The sequence below is a fragment of the Paraclostridium tenue genome, assembly GCF_039521565.1.
In the GTDB taxonomy this organism is placed as follows: Bacteria; Bacillota; Clostridia; order Peptostreptococcales; family Peptostreptococcaceae; genus Paraclostridium; species Paraclostridium tenue.
This window is the reverse complement of sequence record NZ_BAAACP010000017.1, coordinates 17,774-39,315: the sequence shown is the minus strand read 5'-3', so window position 1 is coordinate 39,315 and position 21,542 is coordinate 17,774. Positions and strand designations below refer to the sequence as shown.

General features: G+C 25.2%; 18 protein-coding genes. 17 read left to right on the top strand and 1 reads right to left on the bottom strand.

Annotated features, from left to right (window positions below; all coding sequences use genetic code 11):
* The first annotated feature begins 78 nt into the window (after positions 1-78).
* From ABFX13_RS12135 to ABFX13_RS12100, 8 genes are all read left to right on the top strand, one after another.
* Positions 79-312 carry a hypothetical protein gene (locus ABFX13_RS12135; RefSeq protein WP_346046380.1) on the top strand — a complete coding sequence of 78 codons (234 nt, stop codon included), beginning with the start codon at positions 79-81 and terminating at the stop codon, positions 310-312.
* Positions 313-505: 193 nt separating this feature from the next.
* A complete protein-coding gene (locus ABFX13_RS12130) occupies positions 506-1,216 on the top strand; it encodes a LytR/AlgR family response regulator transcription factor (protein ID WP_346046378.1) in 711 nt (236 codons plus the stop codon).
* A gap of 530 nt (positions 1,217-1,746) precedes the next feature.
* The gene (locus ABFX13_RS12125) at positions 1,747-2,592 is read left to right on the top strand and encodes an ATP-binding protein (protein WP_346046376.1); all 846 of its coding nucleotides are present in this window, start codon (positions 1,747-1,749) and stop codon (positions 2,590-2,592) included.
* A gap of 162 nt (positions 2,593-2,754) precedes the next feature.
* Entirely contained in the window at positions 2,755-3,339 is a 585-nt protein-coding gene (locus ABFX13_RS12120; RefSeq protein WP_346046374.1) for a hypothetical protein, read from the top strand.
* A 10-nt stretch (positions 3,340-3,349) separates the two neighbouring features.
* Positions 3,350-3,742, top strand: a complete 393-nt coding sequence (locus ABFX13_RS12115; protein WP_346046372.1) for a DUF3139 domain-containing protein — start codon at positions 3,350-3,352, stop codon at positions 3,740-3,742.
* Between the two features lie 16 nt (positions 3,743-3,758).
* Complete coding sequence (locus tag ABFX13_RS12110; RefSeq protein ID WP_346046370.1) at positions 3,759-6,311, top strand: ABC transporter permease; 2,553 nt, start codon at positions 3,759-3,761, stop codon at positions 6,309-6,311.
* A 16-nt stretch (positions 6,312-6,327) separates the two neighbouring features.
* Positions 6,328-6,993 (top strand): ABC transporter ATP-binding protein, encoded by a 666-nt coding sequence (locus ABFX13_RS12105; protein ID WP_346046368.1) that lies wholly within the window; start codon positions 6,328-6,330, stop codon positions 6,991-6,993.
* Positions 6,994-7,193: 200 nt separating this feature from the next.
* A complete protein-coding gene (locus tag ABFX13_RS12100; protein ID WP_346046366.1) occupies positions 7,194-8,402 on the top strand; it encodes a sialidase family protein in 1,209 nt (402 codons plus the stop codon).
* Positions 8,403-8,510: 108 nt separating this feature from the next.
* On the opposite strand, the gene ABFX13_RS12095 is transcribed toward ABFX13_RS12100, so the two are convergent.
* Positions 8,511-9,641 (bottom strand): zinc-dependent alcohol dehydrogenase, encoded by a 1,131-nt coding sequence (locus tag ABFX13_RS12095; RefSeq protein ID WP_346046364.1) that lies wholly within the window; start codon positions 9,639-9,641, stop codon positions 8,511-8,513.
* A 208-nt stretch (positions 9,642-9,849) separates the two neighbouring features.
* Here ABFX13_RS12095 and ABFX13_RS12090 point away from each other — a divergent pair, with 208 nt between their 5' ends.
* The 9 genes from ABFX13_RS12090 to ABFX13_RS12050 all read left to right on the top strand — a co-directional run bounded on the left by ABFX13_RS12090 (position 9,850) and on the right by ABFX13_RS12050 (position 21,343).
* On the top strand, positions 9,850-11,184 hold the full coding sequence (locus ABFX13_RS12090) for an FAD-dependent oxidoreductase (protein ID WP_346046362.1): 1,335 nt from the start codon (positions 9,850-9,852) through the stop codon (positions 11,182-11,184).
* A 233-nt stretch (positions 11,185-11,417) separates the two neighbouring features.
* Entirely contained in the window at positions 11,418-12,425 is a 1,008-nt protein-coding gene (locus tag ABFX13_RS12085; protein WP_346046360.1) for a hypothetical protein, read from the top strand.
* A 585-nt stretch (positions 12,426-13,010) separates the two neighbouring features.
* Positions 13,011-13,892, top strand: a complete 882-nt coding sequence (pepI, locus tag ABFX13_RS12080) for a proline iminopeptidase (protein WP_346046358.1) — start codon at positions 13,011-13,013, stop codon at positions 13,890-13,892.
* Positions 13,893-14,102: 210 nt separating this feature from the next.
* Entirely contained in the window at positions 14,103-14,435 is a 333-nt protein-coding gene (locus tag ABFX13_RS12075; RefSeq protein ID WP_346046356.1) for a winged helix-turn-helix transcriptional regulator, read from the top strand.
* Between the two features lie 132 nt (positions 14,436-14,567).
* Complete coding sequence (locus tag ABFX13_RS12070) at positions 14,568-16,025, top strand: restriction endonuclease (protein WP_346046353.1); 1,458 nt, start codon at positions 14,568-14,570, stop codon at positions 16,023-16,025.
* Positions 16,026-16,281: 256 nt separating this feature from the next.
* Complete coding sequence (locus ABFX13_RS12065) at positions 16,282-17,085, top strand: hypothetical protein (RefSeq protein WP_346046351.1); 804 nt, start codon at positions 16,282-16,284, stop codon at positions 17,083-17,085.
* Positions 17,086-17,095: 10 nt separating this feature from the next.
* On the top strand, positions 17,096-18,226 hold the full coding sequence (locus ABFX13_RS12060; RefSeq protein ID WP_346046349.1) for an ATP-binding protein: 1,131 nt from the start codon (positions 17,096-17,098) through the stop codon (positions 18,224-18,226).
* Positions 18,227-18,229: 3 nt separating this feature from the next.
* Complete coding sequence (locus tag ABFX13_RS12055; protein WP_346046347.1) at positions 18,230-19,639, top strand: vWA domain-containing protein; 1,410 nt, start codon at positions 18,230-18,232, stop codon at positions 19,637-19,639.
* 342 nt (positions 19,640-19,981) lie between these two features.
* On the top strand, positions 19,982-21,343 hold the full coding sequence (locus ABFX13_RS12050) for an MFS transporter (RefSeq protein WP_428833879.1): 1,362 nt from the start codon (positions 19,982-19,984) through the stop codon (positions 21,341-21,343).
* Positions 21,344-21,542: the final 199 nt, after the last annotated feature.

Sequence of the window (21,542 nt, the reverse complement as noted above, 5' to 3'; positions counted from 1 at the left end):
GTGTTACTTTTGTAAAGGTAACACCCATTATTATAATAAATACTAAAATTTAAAAATCGATGATAAGGAGTATGTGATATGAAAAAAGCAAGTTCAGTTGTTATATTTTTATTAAGTTTAACGAGTTTAATGTTATCAAGCAGATTATTTTTTCACTATAAGTTTTTAGCTGATAGTTATAATATGTCTCTTATGAAATTGGTTGGTGGGGATATATGGCTTTTAATGGAATTAGTGAATTTAGGAATATTATGTATAATTTCTATAATAGCATTATTTAAGTGTATAGTTGCTTTTAAAGAAAAGCAATAGAATTTGAAACTAAAAAATCAGGGTGTTATCTTTTAACTTCAAAAGATAATATACTGATTTTTTTTATTTAAAGAGTTAAAAAGCATAAATTAGATTTAAGTATTGATAAAAATAGTTTGGAAATGTTATCCTAAAACATAAGGTATAAAGTCATATTTGAATATATCAACTAATAGGTATAGGGGGGGAACTTATGATTAGGATAGCGATTTGTGAAGATGAAAAAGAAACACAAAGTCTAATAGAAAACTATCTTCACAATATATTAAAAAATATAAATATAGAATATGAAATACAAAAATATAGCTTAGGAGAAGAGTTACTTGAAAGTAATTTAAAAGAAATAGATATATTACTTTTAGATATACAAATGGGACAAATTAATGGAATGGATACTGCAAGAAAAATTAGAGAAGTAGATAATAAAATGGAGATAATTTTTATAACTTCTTTAATAGATTATGTTCAAGATGGATATGAAGTAAGAGCTTATAGATATTTATTAAAACCTATAGAATTAGAGGAATTAAAAAAACATGTATTAACATGTATCAAAGAGATTGAAAACAAAAACAATTATATATTAATAAAAAATAAGTCTAATACATACAAGATTCAATCAAATGAAATAAAGTATATAGAAGTTCAAAAAAAGAATATGTTAATACATACAATAAATAAGACTTTTGATGTAAGGTATAGCCTAGAAAAAATAGAAAAAGACTTAAAGCTAGGCAAATTTGTAAGATGTCATAAAAGTTTTTTGATAAATCTAAGTTATGTAGAGAATATAAAGTTAAACACTGCAATTTTAGAAAGTGGAGAAGAAGTACCTGTTAGTAGATATAGATATAAAGATGTTAAGGAGAAGTTTTTAAAATTTCTTGGTGATTCAATATGTTAAATTTTATGACTAATTTATTATTAGCTTTATCAATAGTTATACGCTTTACTATATTTAATAGCATATTAGTTTATAAAAAAGATGGAAAGGACTATAGAAAAACTGTATTTTATATTTTATTATTTTTAATTTATATTATAGCTCTATTGTCTAACATAGAAGTGAGTTATATTTATTTTAAAAATGGAAATTATTTATTTAATGCTTTAGTACTTATAGCTTTTGGAGGTTACTACAAGTATTTTTATAAGATAAGATATATTAAATATATAACCTTCTTTTGTTTATTTAATGTATATTACGATTTGATTAAAAGCTATCTATTAGAGAGAATTTTGTTTTTTTTAATTACAGGGTATATTATATCATCAAAAGAAGCGCTTTTAGTATCTAATTTTGAACAATTAAAAGTTGATATATACACTAACTTGGTTATTTTATTTATATATTTGATATTTGCTTTTTTTAATAAGCGGTTACAATTACTTAATAGCGAAAAAAGAAATTATATATATTTGATATTTGCTTTAATGGTTAATTCAATTAGTATAGTTGGAAATTATATATTTTACAAACTTGAGAGATTTGTAAGTTTATATTCAGAACGTTATGTATTTGATTTTCTTTTAACTCCAAAGTTAGTAGTGGCTAGTAGTATAGTTCTTATATTATTATTTAGACAAATAGTAAAAGAAAATAAGAAAAAAACTCAATATGAACTTATGAAAAATAAATTAGATATGCAATATGAACATTATCTAAGTATTCAAGATTCTCATATGAAGGTTAAAAAGCTTTATCATTATATAAATAATCATATTTGCTGTATAGATAATCTTAAAAATAATAATAAAGAAGTTAGTGAATACATAAGTAATTTAAAAGATGAAATTAAATCTTTTAAAGATAATTATAATACAGGGAATATGATACTAGATATTATAATAAATGAAAAAAGTGATATATGCAGTAAAAAAGGAATTAAGTTTATTTGTGATATAAACTTTTCAAAAGTTAATTTTATAAAACCAATAGATATATCAAGTATATTTGCTAATGTTTTAGATAATGCAATAGAAGCTTGTGATAAAATACATGATGAAAATATTGAAAAGTATATTAGAATTAAGGGAACTATATCAAAAACATATTTTGTAATTAAATGTGAAAACAGTAAAGTTAATAATATTAAGTTTAAGAAAAATAAATTAATAACAGATAAAATGGACAAGTTTGTACATGGAATAGGAACTCAAAGTATTAAATCATCTTTAGAAAAATATAATGGAGAATTATTATTTGAAGATGAGAAAGATAAATTTATAATAAATATATGCATACCACTTAATCAAAATACTGACAGTTGGGTCGATTAAGGTGCTAGTTGGGGCATATGTATTGAGTCTAAAAAATAAGGATGTTATCTTTTAATAGAAAAAGGTAATGTCCTTATTTTTTATGATTAAATGGCTATAAAGCTTTGAAATACAAAGGTAATTAATAAATTTATGAAATTTAAATAATGGAGGAAAATGTATATGAAAGTAAAAAAAATTATACTAGCTATATTATTAGCTACAAGTATAAGTTTAGCTTTTATGATGGGTTGTGAATCTTCTACAATTGATATGGATAAAGAAGCTTATACAACAACAGAAGTATCAAAGATTAAAAAAGATTTATCAAAGAAGATTTCAAAAGCTATAAAAGATAGTGGTCTTCGAGTTGCTGAAGAAAAACCAGATGGGAGTTTTGTGTTATCTTTAGGTAATTTAGAATATTCTAAAGAACAACCTAAGCAAGTTTTAAATTATTCTGTGACCTTAGATAAGAAAAAAGATAAGGAAATACTATTTATTCATTGTGTTAAGGACTACTTAAAGGATGAAAAATTATCAAAAGATGATAAGTTTGTTAAGGCAATTTATAACATATTTAAGTCTTTAACCGATACTAATTTAACTGAAAAGGAATTTTTTAATGAAGTTAAAAATGTAGTTAATAAAGGTGAAGGTATTGTAGAACTTCCTGATATGGGTGATATACATATTTCAGTGAAAGAAATTGATAAGAAAACTAAGATTTTAGAGTTAAGATTTAATGATGAATTTATATTAAAATAAGGAGGTTTATATGAAAAAATATAAAGCTATTTTATTAGCATTAATTATAGTAATTATAGGACTTACAGGGTTATTTATATATAATAATTATTCTAAGCCTTGGAAGGAAGCTGAGGAAAATATTAATAAATATATGGTAAAACAAGGAGTTTCAAAAGGTGATATAAGTGAAGTTACAAAAGAAAAATCAAAATTAGAAAGTTATAATGGAATTCTTTATAAGGTAATTTATAAAGCTGATTCGGAGCATGAATATCAATATTTTTATAGCGATGAAATTTATGCTTTAGATAAAATAAATAAAGTTGTATTAAAAATTTATAATTTAAATGATAATAAGCGATTAGAAAGAGAGGATTTAAAAAAGGTAAAGTATCCTCCAATATATTTAAATAAATTATAAAAAAGAGGGGGATTTTATGGGAATATACTTAAAATTATCAATAGCATATTTAAGAAAAAATAAACTTAGAACGGGACTTTTAATATTAGCAGTAGCGTTAGGAGTAGCTTTAATATTTGAGACATGTACAGTAAGAGAATCTCAAACTAAAAATGATTTAAATGCCGTAAATAAACTTTATGGAGGATATCATGTAGAATTTAATGATTTAAATTATGAGGAAGTTGGAAAATTAAAAAACGACAAGGGTGTTTTAAAAACTAGTACAGTACAAAATTTAGGTAATGTATTAGATAAAAAAGGAAATTCATTTCAGTTAAAATCAGTAGATGAAAACTATGTAAAAGGTAAGTTAAATAAATTAATAAATGGAAAGCTTCCTAAAAATAACGATGAGATAGTACTTGAAAAGAAAGCTTTAAAAGCGATGGGTATATCTGATAAGTTAAATTCTAATATAGATTTAAAAATAAAAAAGAAATATAAAGACTCACAAGGAAATCAAAACATATACACTGAAGATAAAAAATTTAAACTTGTAGGAATTACAGAAAAGCCACAAAAATTTTATGATATGAACTTAACTCTTGAAGCATTTACTTATGGAGATGGCGAAAATAACAATATTATACCAGAAGATACAATTAGTTATGATTGTATAGTAACTTTAAAAAGTGGATGGAGAAATATTAATGGTCAGATTAAAACTATTACGAAAAGAAATGACTTAGGGAAAAATAGCTATACACCAAACATTGTACTTATGCAAAATACAATGGAGGTAGAACAAAGACTTGATAATCCTCAAGTTATTCAAACTCAAATTTTAATTGTACTTACATCAGCTATTTTAATATTTAATATCTTTAATATTACTCTAAATGAAACAATAAAAGAAACTGCATTACTTAGATTAATAGGTTCAAGTAAAAAAAGTGTAAGAGGTATTATAATATATCAAGGCTTATTTATAATGGCTTTAGGTATAACACTTGGATTAGTATTTGGGGTTATATATTCATATGTAGGAATTAGCAAATACAATTTTTCACTATATCAAGAAGCATTAATTAAACCAAATTTATATGTAAGTAAAGAAATTATTATGACGTCTATAATAACAGGTATAATTTCTGTACTTATCTCATGTATTATACCTATTATAAAGATTGGAAATATATCACTTATTGAATCTACAAAGACAACAGACAAGATGAAAAGTAGTGGCAAGAGTTATAAATTAAGTAAGATTCTAAATAAAATATTTGGATTTTATGGGTATATGGGGATTAAAAATATTGGAAGAAATAAAACTAGAGCAGTTATATCTATGTTATCAATTGCACTAGGAGGATATGTATATTTAACTACATTTTCAAGTATGCAGTTTGAGGTAAATAATAAAATTGAAGATATATACAATAAATATGATATAACAATGCAGTTTATTCCATCAATTTCAGATGTGGATAATTTAGAATATATGGATAGTGATATAAATAAGATAAAAAATATAGATGGAGTAAAAAGCATAGAATCTATGCAAATAGTAAGTGGGTTGTTTGATTTTAAAAAGAATGAAGTAAATAAAGAATTTCCAAAATACTTTGGAGTAAAAGAACAAGATAATATGGAAGCTGAGTTTACTTTAAAATTATATGACAATAGTGATTTAAATAAAAATATAAAAGATTTTATACAAGATGGAAGTTTAGAAGACATTGGAAAAGCAACCGATGGTTATCCAAATGTAGCAATATATAATTATTTTTATGATATAGTTACAGATCATACCTACAAAGAAGTTTATAAAAATTTAAAGATAGGGGACATCATAACAGTAAAAGTTCAAACTACAGAGAATGGTGAAACTGTATATAAAGAAAATAAGGTAAGAGTGTGTGCAACTTTAAAACCAAATTGGATGTCTACTGGAGATGGTGGTAATAGTATTGAGATTATAACATCTCAAAATCATGCTATAGCTCTTACAGGTAAAGATAAATATACTAAAATAGGTATAAATTTAAAAGATTCATATGATGAGAATGTAAATAAGAAAATAGAAAAAATTTCTAATAATATTCATTTATCTAGATTCGACAGTAGATTTAATTTTAGAGAAAGAGGGATAGATTCTAGTAGAGAGTATTATAAGTCTCAAATATCAACAATAGCATTAGTTTTAATAATAGCAGGAATTAATGTATTCTGTACAATAAGAACAAATTTGTTAATGAGAAAAAAAGAAATTTCAACATTTAGGGCAATAGGATTGAGCATTAAAAATATGAAGAAAATGGTTCTTTATGAAGCATTAACATATGCAATTTTAAGCAACATAATAGCTTTGATTCCATCAATGATAAACTTAATTAAATTTGTAAATTGGAATAACAACGCTTATACAAATTTCGGAATAGAGCACTTTATGGATTTTACATTTCCAGTTAAAGAATCAATAGTATTCTTTGCTTTATCAGTTACTGTGTGTATTATAGCAATAACTACAAGCAGTAGGGAGTTAAAAAATATGAGTATTATTGAGGGAATAAAAGATAATGATTAATTTGGGAGGTTAAGTTATGAAAACTTTAAAAACTATAGATTTAAGAAAAACATACGGGAAAGGTGATAGCGAGGTTAAAGCTATTGATGGAATAACTTTAGAAATAGAACCTCATAAGTTTACAGCTATAATTGGACAAAGTGGTTCAGGAAAAAGTACATTACTTCACTGTATGGCAGGACTTGATAAACCGACCTTAGGCAAAGTGTTTATAGATGATTTAGATTTATATACTTTAAATGATGATAAGTTATCTAAGATAAGAAGAGATGAATTTGGATTTATATTTCAAAGCTTTAATCTAATACCTGTTATAAATGTTTATGATAATATAGTATTACCTATTTCACTTAGTGGTAAAAAGGTAGATAAAAAGTATATAGAAGATTTAATAATTAAATTAGGTCTTAAATCACAAATTAAGAAATTTCCAAATGAATTATCAGGGGGACAACAACAAAGGGTAGCAATTGCTCGTGCACTTGCAAATAAACCATCAGTAATATTTGCAGATGAACCTACTGGAAATCTTGATTCAAAGACTACAGATGAAGTAATGGATATTTTAAAAATGTGTGTTAAGGAGTTTAATCAAACTCTAGTTATGATAACTCATAATGACGAGATAGCTAATATGGCAGATAGAATTATAACTATTAAAGATGGTAAAATTTTAAGTTAATAGAAGGTTGATGTTTATGTGGGGTTACACAAAATTAAAGTGGCAAATTATAAACATATTAATCTTCATATGATATTTTAAATAAAAATATAAAAAATATAAATATGAAATATTTATTATGATAAAAAATAAACAAAATTATGCTATACTTAATATGTAAAGAGATATATAAGGAAAAGTTTAAATTAAGGGGGAAACTTATGAAAAAAATTATTAAAAATTTAAAAGTATTAAGTATGGCAATTGTTTTGTCATTATGTAGTATCAATGGTGTCTTTGCAAGTAATTTAAACACAACTAATGAGCCCTATAAAACAACTGTATTTAATAAAAGTGATAACATGTGGAATGCAAAGTATTTTAGAATACCTAGTTTGCAAACGTTACCTGATGGTACAATGCTAGCATTTTCAGATATTCGTTATAATGGAGCTCAAGATCATGCATATATAGATATTGGAGCTGCTAGAAGTACTGATGGGGGAAAAACATGGGATTATAAAACAGTAATGGAAAATGATCGTGTTGATCCAACTTATTCTCGTGTAATGGATTCAACAACTGTTGTTACAGACACAGGTAGAATAATATTAATTGCAGGATCATGGAATAAAAATGGAAACTGGGCAAGTAGTACAACTTCATTGAGAAGTGACTGGTCTGTTCAAATGGTTTATTCTGATGATAATGGATTAACATGGTCTGACAAAATTGATTTAACTACAAATACAGCAAGAATAAAAAATCAACCAAGTAATACTATTGGATGGTTAGGCGGTGTTGGAGCTGGTACTGTAATGTCTGATGGAACAATAGTAATGCCAATACAAATTGCACTAAGAGAAAACAATGCTAATAACTACTATTCATCAGTTATATATTCAAAAGATAATGGTGAAACGTGGACTATGGGAAACAAAGTACCTAATTCAAAAACTTCTGAAAATATGGTAATTGAATTAGATGGAGCTTTAATTATGAGTTCTAGAAATGATGGAAATAATTATAGAGCATCATATATATCTTATGATTTAGGATCTACATGGGAAGTATATGAGCCTTTACATGGCAAAATATTAACTGGTAATGGATCAGGATGCCAAGGTTCATTTATTAAAGTTACTGCTAAAGATGGACATAGATTAGGATTTATTTCAGCACCTAAAAATACAAAAGGTGGATATATTAGAGATAATATAACTGTTTATATGATTGATTTTGATGATTTATCTAAAGGGGTTAAAGAATTATGTATTCCATATCCTGAAGATGGAAATCCAAGTGGTGGAGGATATTCTTGTTTATCTTTTAATAATGGAAAGTTAAGTATACTTTATGAAGCTGACGGAAACATAGTATATAAAGATTTAACAGATTATTATTTATCCCTTGATAATAATAAAATGTAGAGTATTTATCAGATATATATTGAAAAAACATTAAAACTTAATAATACTACTTTTAAAAAATGCACTGAATTTGAAGTATTAGATTATCAAATCAGTGCTTTTTTATATTTATGGTTTTAATACAACTTTTATACAATTATCTAATTTACTATCAAAAATATCATAAGCATGTTTTCCTTCAGATAAGGACAACTTATGAGTAATAATATCAGTGGGATCATACTCACCTTTTTTTATTATATCTAAAATTTTAGGCATATAAGCTTGAGCAGGGCATTGTCCCATTTTTAATGTAATGTTTCTAGAAAAGAAATCACCTAATGGAAACAGATTATATCTTGCACCATAAACACCAACCATCATAACAGTTCCTCCTTTTCTAACAGCTCTAGATGAAATTTCAATTGCTGATTTGGAACCTCCTTGGAGTTTTAGGAGAGTTTCAACTTTTTCAAAGTTTGACATTACACCATCCATTCCAACACAGTCTATAACAACATCCGCACCACCATGAGTAATTTCTTTTATGTATTCACCTGTATCATCATGATCTTCAAAGTTAACTGTTTCAATACCTTTGTAGGAAGTTGCATGCTTAAGTCTGTATGAAACCCTATCTACTGCAATAATTCTTCCTACATTTTTTAATATAAGCCATTTTATAACAGAAAGACCTATAGGTCCACAACCAAGTACAACAACTGTATCACCTTTTTTAACATCTGCATTATCAACACCCCAGTAAGAGGTTGGCAAAACATCAGTAAGAAAAAGAACTTGATCATCTGATAATTCTTCAGGAATTTTTATAGGTCCTACATTAGCATATGGAACCCTTAAATATTCTGCTTGACCTCCATCATATCCACCAAAAGTATCACTATAACCAAATATACCACCACATGAACCATAGTCATTAGAGTTATCACATTGGCTATATAACTCATGTTCACAATAGAAACAATGTCCACAAGATATGGGAAATGGAACAACAACTCTATCACCTTTTTTAAATTTAGTAACATCTTTACCTATTTCTTCAATTATTCCCATTGTTTCGTGACCTAAAATTGAATTTTTTTTAAGATTTGGAATCATTCCATGAATTAAATGAAGATCGGAACCACATATAGCTGTAGATGTGACTTTAATAATAATATCATCACTTTTTTCTATTTTGGGATCTGCTACATCACGTACATTTACATTTTTTATTCCTTCATATACAATAGCTTTCAATAATATATCCTCCTTATACAACAGCATTTATTTACAATTTAGTTTTAGTTAAATTATGGAAAATTATTCTTTGATTTTAAATTTTAATAGAATATTAAAATATGAAAATTTGGATTGAATATATTAAGAACAGCCTCTAAGTTATTACCATATTATATAACATTATGCTTAAAGTTATAATATATAGCTAATAAGATTGGAGGATAATATGACAGAGGGATTAACAGGACTTGTTATAACTAAAGATGATAATATTTATAATATTGTTCGTAGAAATGCAAATTTATATTTTAGTTACTACCCAAGGGTAATTGTATATCCTAATAATATAAAAGATGTAGTTAATGCAGTAAATTGGGCAAGAAATCGAGGTTTAAATGTACGTTGTAGAAGTGGTGGTCATAATTATGAATCATTTTCTGTGGCAAATGACGCTGTTGTGATAGATGTTTCTAATTTACTTGATTTTGAAATAGATACTAATAAAGGTTATGTAAAAATAGGAGCAGGATATACCCAAGAGCAACTTTATCCTAAAATAGCTAAATATGGATTTGCATTTGTTGGAGGAAGTTGTGGATCTATTGGTGTTTCAGGAATTACTTTAGGAGGAGGGGTTGGCTACTTACAAAGGGAATATGGTCTAGTATGTGATAATTTAGTAGAAGCACAAATAGTAGATGCATTTGGAAGAATAATAACTGCTAATTCATATCAAAATCAAGATTTACTTTATGCATTAAGGGGAGCAGGTAGTAATAATTTTGGAGTAGTAGTATCCCTTACTTTTAAAGTATATCCAATTGATAAAGTAGTAGTAATGACTTCTAAATGGCCTAAAAATAGTAGGTATGAAGTAATTCAAGCATTTCAAAAATTAGGGCAATATTTAGATAATAGGTATACGATTAAAATTTCTATGGCTAAAGATTCTATTGAACTATATGGGATAGGTTTAAGAAGCACAGAAAAAGAAATGGAAAAATCTTTAAGTATTTTATTAAAAGTTCCTGATAAAATGAATTATACAACAAAGTATATTGACTTTAAGGAGTCTGTACAGAAGTGTCCAGAATATGTAGCTACACCAACAGGATTTAAAACTACAGGATTACTTGCATATAAAATATTAGGAAAAGAACCTTGTCAAATAATATTTGATTATTTAGATAATTCACCGAATATACAGCCAACTATACAAATTGGCTTTTTACTATTGGGAGGAAAAATTAAAGAAAATAAAAAATTACCTAATGCTTATCCCCATAGAGATGCTAAAGTATTAATACAAATTGATGCTCAGTGGTTACCTAAGTATAGTATGTATGCTAATGATACAATTAGATGGGTAAATAGCTTAAGAAAATCCTTACTTCCATATGCAGGATTTGGATATCTTAATTATTGTGATATTAATATACCAAATTACTTGTATAATTATTTTGGTAATAATGTATTTTGGTTAAAACTTGTAAAAGCAAAATATGATCCATATAATTTATTTTATTATCCCCAATCAATACAATCTTTTCTTACAAAATAATGTTACTTTTATCAATGAGGATTATTTTAAATGAGATTATTAAGAATCTCAAACTCTTTTTTCTATAGACTAAATATATTAATTTGTATAAAAATAAAAGCTAATTATATAATTAGCTTTTATTTTTATTTTAAATTTTATATAATAATAAAGTTATTAGTATATTATGGTAAATATTAAATTGATAATTATCAATATACTCTGTAAACAACTTTATAGGAGAAATATAAAAAATGAATATTTTAAAAAAGAAAAGTATTTTAATCATGGGAGGAGTTATAATTGCACTTGGAATAGTGGGTTGTAATCAAAATCAAAAAAAAGTAGAAAATAATAGTTTTAAAGGTTATGAAGGGATAGGTTATGAACCTATATACCATATAGAAAAAAATGAAGCTATGAAAGAATACCTTGAAGACAATAAAAAATTTTATGAAAGCGATTATGATTGTAGATTAATTAATAGTTTAAACAAAGAATCTAAGCTAAGTTTAGAGGATTATGACAAGACACTATATGCAATATATGCTAAGTTTTTATATGCATATACTTCTATGGGTCAGATAGAAGAAACTAAATTAGATAAAGAGTTTTTAGATTTGATTATAAATAAATTAATAATATTACAAGAATTAGGTAAAAAATCCAATTATAAAGATAAAGTTTGTATACTGGATACATATTTTGAAAGTACAATAAATGCTATGAAAGAGTTAGAAAATAATTTAGATAATAAGAATTACGCATTATATTTAGATTATAAAGGCAGAGCTAGAATATGTATGCAAGAGTTAACAAAGACTTGTTCAAATGAAATTATAGCAGGAAGTAAACCACAGAAAAATTCTAAATATGAACCTAAGAAATTTGATTCAGTTAGTTTTCAAGTTGCTGAGGAAATAGATTCAATGAGTAGATACCTAATATCAATTACGGAGAAAGATGAAGTTGCACTAGACGAAGATTATGTGATTTTTATAAAAAGACTAGAAAAAATACAAAAGTCTATAAATGAAAATTCTACAAATAAAAGTGAACTAGAAAAATTAAATAAACAATTTGATTTAGTATATAAGGAAATAGATAAAGTAAGAATTACTAGTAGGGATAATTATGAAAAAGCATCTCAGCAAAAAGAAACTGATGGAAAAAATGTTACAGCTATAAGAAATGCAAAGTTTGATTTAGCATCTAAAATTAATGACTTACAAGTTTTATTTAAATTTTTACAGTTATTTTAATCAAAATAAAAAATAATATTTTAAAATTAATATCAAAGCTATAGACTAAATATATAAATATTTAGTTAAATTTAAATTATATACATATTATTTATAAGAATGGTTAATATATAATCAGATAGTTAATGAAAGTTAATTATCTACCAACACTTACTAGGCAAAAGCTAGATTATATCTAACCTTTTGATAGTATCTTTGGAAGTGATTGGGACTAGATATTTGAAAAAATATCATATTAAATATAATGAATCTACTAGATATCCTCGATCTACTAGAGTGCAAATAGCTTTTGTCTAATACCCAAAGGTTAGAGTTCAAGCTAGCTTGCAAACTATATTTAATAATAGTCATAGAGGGTAAGGATGTAATCAATATTACTCCTTAAAAAAGCACTGAATTTGAAAGCATAGTCTATCAAATCAGTGCTTTTTTTATTGCAATTTAAAATGTATATTTAGATTAATTGAGGGATAGTTGGTGTGAAGATTTTTTACTTTTATGTTATACTATTTATAAGGGAAGTTTTAAACAATCTTATCAAGGAATTATTTACTGTTTCTATGATAAAAATTGGAGGGAATAAACATGAAGATCACTGAAGGATACATGCCTTTTGAAGGTTTTAAAACTTATTACCGTATAGTAGGTGATAAAACAGAAGGAAAGAAACCATTAGTACTACTTCACGGAGGACCAGGTTCTACACATAACTATTTTGAAGTATTAGATAAAATAGCACAAAGTGGTAGACAAGTAATAATGTATGACCAAATTGGTTGTGGTAATTCATTTGTAGAAGGTCATCCTGAATTATTTAATGCTGACACTTGGATAAAAGAACTTATTGAACTAAGAAAATATCTAGGGCTTGAAGAAATTCATCTATTAGGTCAGTCTTGGGGAGGAATGCAAGCTATTTGGTATGCTATTGAGCACAAACCAAAGGGTATTAAGTCATATATTCTTTCATCTACTCTGTCTTCAGCGAAACTTTGGGAAAAAGAGCAAAAAAGAAGAATATCATATATGGATGAAGCTGATCAAAAGGCTTTACTTGATGCAGTAAATACTGGAGATTATTCTAGTAAAGAATACAGTGATGCATTAAATAAATTTATGGAAATGTACTGTGCAGGTAAAATAACTGAAGATTCTCCAGAATGTTTAAAAAGACCTAAAAAATCAGGTACTGAAGCCTATATTGTAGGATGGGGACAAAATGAATTTTCTCCTACAGGTACTCTCTCTGGATATGAGTTTACAGATAGGTTACATGAAATAAAAGAACCTTGTTTGATAACTAGTGGGGCAATAGATTTATGTTCTCCATATATTGCAAAAACTATGTATGATAGAATTCCTAATAGTAAATGGGAGTTATTTGAATATTCAAGACATATGCCATTTGTTGAAGAAAATGATAAGTATATAGAAGTTTTAACTAAATGGTTAGATGAAAATGATTAAAATTATATAAATTTTTATAAAGATAGAGATTAAGCAATATATGTTTAATCTCTTTTTTAATACATAATGAATAAGCTAATTTATAAATTATATTTAACTGTAGTCATAAATATATTTTGTCTCATCAACAACAATTTATTTAATTTATTTTTTTACAAGCAATATGTTATAATTTATAATCAAATAATTATAAAATTAGGAGTTGAAAAAATGTATAACATAGATGAAATCATATATGACTGTCCAGTAGAGGCTCTATCAACTATACTAGGTAAAAAATGGGTTGCTATAATAATATGGGAACTTCAAAATAACAAAATGAGATTTGGAGAATTACAAAGAGCTGTAGAAGGATGTACGAAAAAAATGTTAATTCAACAGCTAGACTTGTTAATTAATCAAAATATTGTAATAAATGATAAGAAAACATATAAAAACACAGTAGAATCTACTTACTACTTAAGTGAATCAGGATTAAAATTACTTCCTATTATGAAAAATATGATACATTGGAGTAATGAAAATCTTTCTTGTGATAATTAGATATGATAATGAAAAAGAAGTATAAATTATAATGTATATGGTTTTTTTAATTTCATTATGTATCTTTTATTATAAAATGCTAAATTTATGTAAATAATTTTAAAGTGAGAAATAAAATAAGGAGCATAAATTATGGCAATAAAAGAACAAAAAAGAAAAACTAAAGAAGCCGAAAAACTAGAAAAAAGATATAAAAAAGAATTAGAAAAACAACAAAGAGAAGATTATATAAAAAGTAGATATGAAAAAGTAAATAAATTAAATTTATCAATAAACAATGAATTAGATAATTTAAATAACTTAATCATAAATGGAATCAATAACTATAAGCCTACGCCTATAAATGAGTTTATAAAAAAAGATATACAAGAATTTAAAATACCAGAAGAACTAAATTTAGAGTATGAAAAGCCAATTAAACCTATAATAAGAAAAGCTAATATATTTGAAAAGTTATTTAAAGTTCATAAATTAAAATATAATAATTATGTAAATGAACTAGAAACTAATTATGAAAAAGAATATAAATTGTATGAAGAAAATGAGCTAAAAAGAAAAATTGAAATTAAAAACTTAAAAAAATCTCATGAATTAAAAGTCAGTGAAATAATAGCTATTAAGAAGGATTTATATATAAATGGAGATATAGGTATAATAACTTCTTATAAAAAAGACTTATTAAATAATTCAAATTATCCATTTGAATTTAATAAAAATATAAATATTGGATATTGCAAAGATACTAAAAAGTTAGTAATAAATTACTTATTACCAAAAAAAGATATAGTCCAAAATGTTCATAGTTATAAGTATATGCTTAAACTAGACGAGATAAGACAAGTTCCGAGAAAAAATAAAGATATAAATGATATATACAATCAAGCAATATATTCAATAGTTCTTAGATCTATGAATGAAGTTTTTAAGGCTGATATATATGATAATATATATACTATTGTATTTAATGGATACATAGAAGATATAGATTTATCTACAGGGCAAGATATAAATCCTTATATAATATCATCAATGATAGATAAATATGATTTTAGAAAAATAGATTTAACAAGAGTAGATAAGTTGAAGTGTTTGAAGGAAGCTATGCAAAGTAGGATAAATATTGACTCAAACTTTGAACTTAAAAGTATTGTTCCTATATGTAATTATGATTATTTAAATAATTCTATTATAAATAACGAAAGTATTAACTTATTAGAAGTTGATCCTTATGAGCTAGAAAGTTTAGTAACTATTTTGTTTAGAAATATGGGCTATACAGTTGAAGAAACTAAAAAATCTCATGATGGAGGAATTGATTGTTTATTAAATTATAATGATCCTATTTTAGGTGGAAAAGTTATTGGACAAGTAAAACGATATAAAAATAATATTGATATATCAAAGCTTAGGGAATTTGAATCTGTACTTAGAAACTCTGATGCCATGAAGGGTTTATTTATATCAACAAGCAACTTTAGTACACAATGCGAAAAATTTGCATCAGATAACAATATAACCCTTATAAATGGAAGCACCTTAGTTAAATACTTTAATAAATATGGCGTTAACTCATATATACAAAATAAGTAAATACTCAAAAGAATATATAAATAAAATGATATAATTAATTTCAAGATTTTTTATTTTATTAAATTAACAATTAATATTAGTTAAAAAATTATAAAAATTAAATAATTTGCATAAAAATGCTTAATGCTATTATAGTTTTAGGCATTTTTTTTATATATTGGAATAATTATTATGTTTAAACTTATAAAAAAAGTATATTAATATAATAAGGAAAATTAGATTCAAAGAAAAGTAATAACAAAAGGAAAGGAATATTATGGAAGAAGCGAAAATTATTAAAATGATATCAAATAATCCTAATATTATATCAACTATAAATAATCCAACAGAAGAAATGAAATTATTAGCTCTTGAAAAAAATGGACTTGTATTAGAATATATAAAAAATCCAACTACAAAGATGCAAGAGTTAGCAATGAACAATAATGTTAGAGCAATTAAATATATAAAAAACCCTACAGAAGATATGATGATAAAAGCTGTAAACTCTGGATGGAGTTTATTAGAATATATAAAAAATCCAACAGAAAAGGTAATAAAATTAGCTATAAATCAATCTGGATGGGCTATACAATATGCTAAAAATCCAAGTGAAGAATTACAATTATTAGCAGTAAGAAAAAATTACGATGCAATAAAATATATAAAAGAGCCTTATGAAAGTGTACAAGAAGAAGCTGTAAAAATAAATTATAGGGCATTAAGAGATATAAATTCACCAAAATTAAAAACAGAACTTATAGCTATTAAAAATAATGAAAAAGCTATAACTTTTATAGATGAATTAGATAAAGAAAAAATGCTAGCGTTTTTAAAAGAAAATATTTTAGTAATTAAATATATTATACAAAAAATAACTAAAGAAGATTTAGAAAAAGTTTTAAAAGAAGTTTTATCAAAAGAAGATGTTGATGAAAAATACGTAAGAGACTTTTTAAATTGTAGTATCATAGATAGAAACAGTGATACTATGCCAATAGATAAGGTAATGTTTATTTATAAATATGGAAGTAAAAAAGCTAAAAAAATAGCTGTAGATGAAAAACTAAAGATGATATAGGAGAGAGAAAATGAATTTTATAGAGACATTAAAAAGCATTGACTTAGTACTAGCTACTGGGGAAGTGCCTTTAGTAGTTGGAGAAAGTGGAATAGGAAAAACTGCATTAGCAAAAAAATTAGCTTATGAAAATGATTGGAGTTTAATTGTTATTGATGGAAACTTACTAAAAGAAGGAGAAATTGGAGGTTTACCAACTGTAGAGTCTTATGTAATAAGTAATTCTAATGGTGAAGAAACAGTAAAGAAAACAACAGTATATGCCGTTCATAATAAATTAAGAGAAATTGATGAAGAATTATCTAAAAAAAGAGAGGTTCTTTTATTTATAGATGAAATAAACCGTTGTGAACATACAGTACAACAAGAACTTATGAACTTAATATTAAATAGAGAAATAAACGGATATAAGTTAAGTGATGAAGTAAAGATATTAGCTGCAATGAATCCATCAAGTAAGTATGGTTCAGATTTTGATTATCAAGTTGTAGATATGGATGCAGCTCAAGAAAATAGATTTGTTTGGTTGAACATGGAACCAGATCATAATCAATGGATAAAATGGTCAATAGATAAAGGACTTGAACAAAAAGTTATAGAGTTTATATCTACTTTCCCAGAATACTTACACAAAATAAATGAAGAAGATGTATCTGCGACTCCAAGAAGTTATGAAAGAGTTTCTAAAAGTTATAAAGTATACAAAGAACAAAAAGAATCAATACCAAAAGCTGTATTTTTAAATGTTATAAAAGGAAATGTAGGAAAAGTTATTGCAGAAGAATTTATAAGCTTTATTGAAGCAGATTATAGTCCATTAATATCTTATGAAGATGTTTTTTCTGGAGAAACTTTAAGTGAATCTGTTATAGAAAAAGTAAAAACTGAAAGTCATACAAGACTTTATTTAGCAGCAATGAATATTTTAAGAGATTTAGAATTAAATATTAAAAATGATAGCTATGATTCAAATTTTTATATAAATAGATTTGTACAATTTTTAAAAGAATATCCTATAGATTTAATGGTAGGAATTATGAAGGATATTAAAAATAGTTATAAAAAAGTATATGAAAAAGCCATAGAAAATGAAGAATTTGTCAAAGCTTACTTTGAATCTTATAGTTTGATAAGGGGATAGTATATGGAAACTTATTTTGATAAACAAAAAAGAGAACTTTATGACAAATCAGAAAAAATTATTAACACTTATGCTATGTTAAAAGCAAATCGCAAGGGTGAGAAATTTGAAATAGATATACCACAAGATTTCAAAAATGAGTTTTTTAGTTTAGTAGATAAAGTTAATTTAAGTCTTATGGAAGATAAAGATAACTTTTATGGATATTTTCTATTTCAAACATCAAGAGAAATAAGATTTGATATAAGTAGTCCTACAGCTATAAACTTTAAAGGTGCTAAGTATGTTATATACTTTAATCCAATAATTTTTCTAGACCTTAACATGAGACAAATGGAAAGTACAATCAAGCATGAAATTCTTCATGTAATATCTATGCATTTAGTAAGAGCAAAAGGATTAAAAGGTAAATACAGTACCTTAGCTATTAACATGGCAATGGATATAGTAGTAAATAAATATTTAAACAATTTACCACCATATGCTACTACTTTAGAAAATGTAAATGTAGCATATAATTTAAAACTTGAGCCTTATGAACCTTTTGAATATTATGTAGAAAAAATCCAAACTGAATTAGATTTACAAGAAAAAGATGAAGAAGGCGAAGAAGATGATACTCGTCAATCTGATAATATAGAAACTGAGTACAATCCAGAAAAAACTCATGATATTTGGGAAGATTCTAGTGATATAGATGAAAAAACTCTTAAAGAGTTTACAGAAAAAGCTATTAACAATTCTCAAAAAGGTAAAATTCCAGAATATTTAGATGGTATGATAGCATCACTTAAAAATAGTAAAGGAGAATTACCTTGGAACTTATACTTAAGTAGATTAATGGGAACAGTTGAAAGTAATAAAAAGAAGACTATAACAAGAAGAAATAGAAGACAACCAAATAGATTAGATTTAAGAGGTCAGCTAAGGTCTCATAAAGCAGAAATAGCGGTTGCAATTGATATAAGTGGAAGTATTAGTGATGAAGAATTTAAACAAGCTATTAAAGAAGTACTTAATATAGTAAAAAATTATAACCATGAAATCACTATTATAGAATGTGATAATGAAATTAGACGTGTGTATAAAGTCAAATCTATAAAGGATATAAAAGAAAGACTTAAAAGAAGAGGTTCAACTAAATTTAGTCCAGTTTTTGAATATGCTAATAATAAAAAGATTAATTTATTGGTATATTTTACGGATGGTAAAGGTGAAGATAAGTTACAAGTAACACCTAGAGGATATAAAATTTTATGGGTTATCTCTGGAAGAGGAGATAAACTTTCATTAAGAGAGCCTTATGGAGCAGTTAAAAAACTTAGTAAGGTTAAAATAAAAGAAGATACATTAGATATGAGTGATGTTAGAAGTGATGGTTACTCAATGAACAATCAAGCACCAATTTTATAATAAATTTTAAAAGATCATGTTGATAAATATTCAATATGGTCTTTTATATTTTTAAAATATAAAATTTAAACTAAATTTAAAATATTTTTAAAATATAAAATAATTTTTTAAAGCTTATTATATAAAAATCAAAATAAAGACTTAAAATCTAGTAAAATATGCAGTTTAACTAAGTATTGCAATTGAGAAAAATATATGTTAATATTAATTTCGTCTAAAAATGTCGAATCAAAATAAACAGATTATTAATAGCGAATCTGAAAACGATTTTGAAAAAGACTAAGATGAAAAAAGAATAAAAGAGGTGTCAACATGGAAAATTCACTTAGTACTTCAAAAGAGATGGAGGAGGTACAAATAAAAAAAGCAGTGCCTGCAGTACTGGCTTTAATGATTTTTGCGCTAGTTATAGACAATTCATTTAAAATTATTTCTGCAGATTTAGCAAGTGCTTTTAATTTATCTGCTACTGCTGTTAGTTGGCAGGTAACTTTAGCTGGATTGGTTATTGGTATTGGAGCAATTGTATATGCTTCTTTAGCAGATTCAATAAGCATTAGAAATTTACTAACACTAGGAGTTTTCTTAATTTGTATTGGATCATTATTAGGATTTATTTTTCAAAAATCATTTTTTATGATAATCATTTCAAGAATAATTCAAGCAGCAGGACTAGGAAGTGCGGAAACTTTATATGTAATATTTGTTGCAAAATACTTTAAAGATAGTGAACAAAAGAAGTATTTAGGGTTTAGTACAAGTAGTTTTGCTATATCACAAGTAATTGGTACTCTTACAGGTGGATATATATCAACATACTTACATTGGACAGTATTATTTTTAATTCCATTATTAACTTTATTAATACTACCTTTTATATTAAAGTATATTCCTAAAGAAAAATCTACAGGCAAAGGAATTGATTTTGTAGGATTTATATTAGTTTCAGCAGTTTCAGCATCATTAATGCTTTTTGTTTCAGGATTTGAATGGATTTATTTAGTAGCTTTAATAATTGCGCTTGTATTATTTATTACATATATAAGTAAAAATAAAAAAGCTTTTATCAGTATTGAATTTTTCAAAAACAGAAATTTTATATCAGTACTAATTGTAGCTTTTGTTATATATAGTGTTCAACTTGCATTTATATTTATGTTCCCATTCTTAATTGAATATATATATAATTATAGATTAGATCAAGTTTCACTACTTTTAGTTCCATCTTATGTTTTAGCAGCTATTGTAGGAGCGATGTCTGGAAATGTTGCAAAAAGATTTGGAAGCAAGCAATGTATTCAAATGGCTATAATAGGTATAATAATAAGTCTTATTTTTGGTAGTTTATTTATACAAACATCAGTATACGTATTTGTATTTGTAATGATACTATTTTCTAGTTCATTTGCATTTATGTATGCACCTATGATTGATACATTAATAAAAACAATACCTAAAGAAAACTCAGGAACTGCTATTGGTTTTTATAATTTTTGTTTAAATATAGCTACATCAATTGGTATAACATATGTAGCAGTACTTATGGAAGCTAAGCCTTTAGGAAAAAATATTACTGGTCTTTTTAATAATGCAATATGTATACAATATAGTAATGTTTTAATTGTATTAGCAATCATTTCTGCAGTAGCATTTGTATTATACTGGAGTTTAATTGGAAGAAGAGAAAAGTCTGAAAATAAATAAAGAGCAACTAAATTATATTTTATGGATTTTAAAAATCAAACTTTTTACCCATCATTAAAATCTAAGAAAAGATATTGGCATGATTTTATGTCAATATCTTTTTTGGATTAAAAATACCTAAATAAGGTATTTTTATATAATTTAAAGAATATCTTTTGTGATATAATCGTAATGTATAAAGCCAAAAAGTAATTTTTTA

Excerpts from the sequence above, each read along its gene's own strand:
- ABFX13_RS12110 (WP_346046370.1), top strand. The coding sequence starts at position 3,759 with ATGGGAATATACTTAAAATTATCAATAGCATATTTAAGAAAAAATAAA.
- ABFX13_RS12120 (WP_346046374.1), top strand. The coding sequence starts at position 2,755 with ATGAAAGTAAAAAAAATTATACTAGCTATATTATTAGCTACAAGTATA.
- pepI (WP_346046358.1), top strand. The coding sequence starts at position 13,011 with ATGAAGATCACTGAAGGATACATGCCTTTTGAAGGTTTTAAAACTTAT.
- ABFX13_RS12070 (WP_346046353.1), top strand. The coding sequence starts at position 14,568 with ATGGCAATAAAAGAACAAAAAAGAAAAACTAAAGAAGCCGAAAAACTA.
- ABFX13_RS12075 (WP_346046356.1), top strand. The coding sequence starts at position 14,103 with ATGTATAACATAGATGAAATCATATATGACTGTCCAGTAGAGGCTCTA.
- ABFX13_RS12090 (WP_346046362.1), top strand. The coding sequence starts at position 9,850 with ATGACAGAGGGATTAACAGGACTTGTTATAACTAAAGATGATAATATT.
- ABFX13_RS12135 (WP_346046380.1), top strand. The coding sequence starts at position 79 with ATGAAAAAAGCAAGTTCAGTTGTTATATTTTTATTAAGTTTAACGAGT.
- ABFX13_RS12060 (WP_346046349.1), top strand. The coding sequence starts at position 17,096 with ATGAATTTTATAGAGACATTAAAAAGCATTGACTTAGTACTAGCTACT.
- ABFX13_RS12085 (WP_346046360.1), top strand. The coding sequence starts at position 11,418 with ATGAATATTTTAAAAAAGAAAAGTATTTTAATCATGGGAGGAGTTATA.
- ABFX13_RS12125 (WP_346046376.1), top strand. The coding sequence starts at position 1,747 with ATGGTTAATTCAATTAGTATAGTTGGAAATTATATATTTTACAAACTT.
- ABFX13_RS12050 (WP_428833879.1), top strand. The coding sequence starts at position 19,982 with ATGGAGGAGGTACAAATAAAAAAAGCAGTGCCTGCAGTACTGGCTTTA.
- ABFX13_RS12065 (WP_346046351.1), top strand. The coding sequence starts at position 16,282 with ATGGAAGAAGCGAAAATTATTAAAATGATATCAAATAATCCTAATATT.
- ABFX13_RS12130 (WP_346046378.1), top strand. The coding sequence starts at position 506 with ATGATTAGGATAGCGATTTGTGAAGATGAAAAAGAAACACAAAGTCTA.
- ABFX13_RS12105 (WP_346046368.1), top strand. The coding sequence starts at position 6,328 with ATGAAAACTTTAAAAACTATAGATTTAAGAAAAACATACGGGAAAGGT.
- ABFX13_RS12100 (WP_346046366.1), top strand. The coding sequence starts at position 7,194 with ATGAAAAAAATTATTAAAAATTTAAAAGTATTAAGTATGGCAATTGTT.
- ABFX13_RS12055 (WP_346046347.1), top strand. The coding sequence starts at position 18,230 with ATGGAAACTTATTTTGATAAACAAAAAAGAGAACTTTATGACAAATCA.
- ABFX13_RS12115 (WP_346046372.1), top strand. The coding sequence starts at position 3,350 with ATGAAAAAATATAAAGCTATTTTATTAGCATTAATTATAGTAATTATA.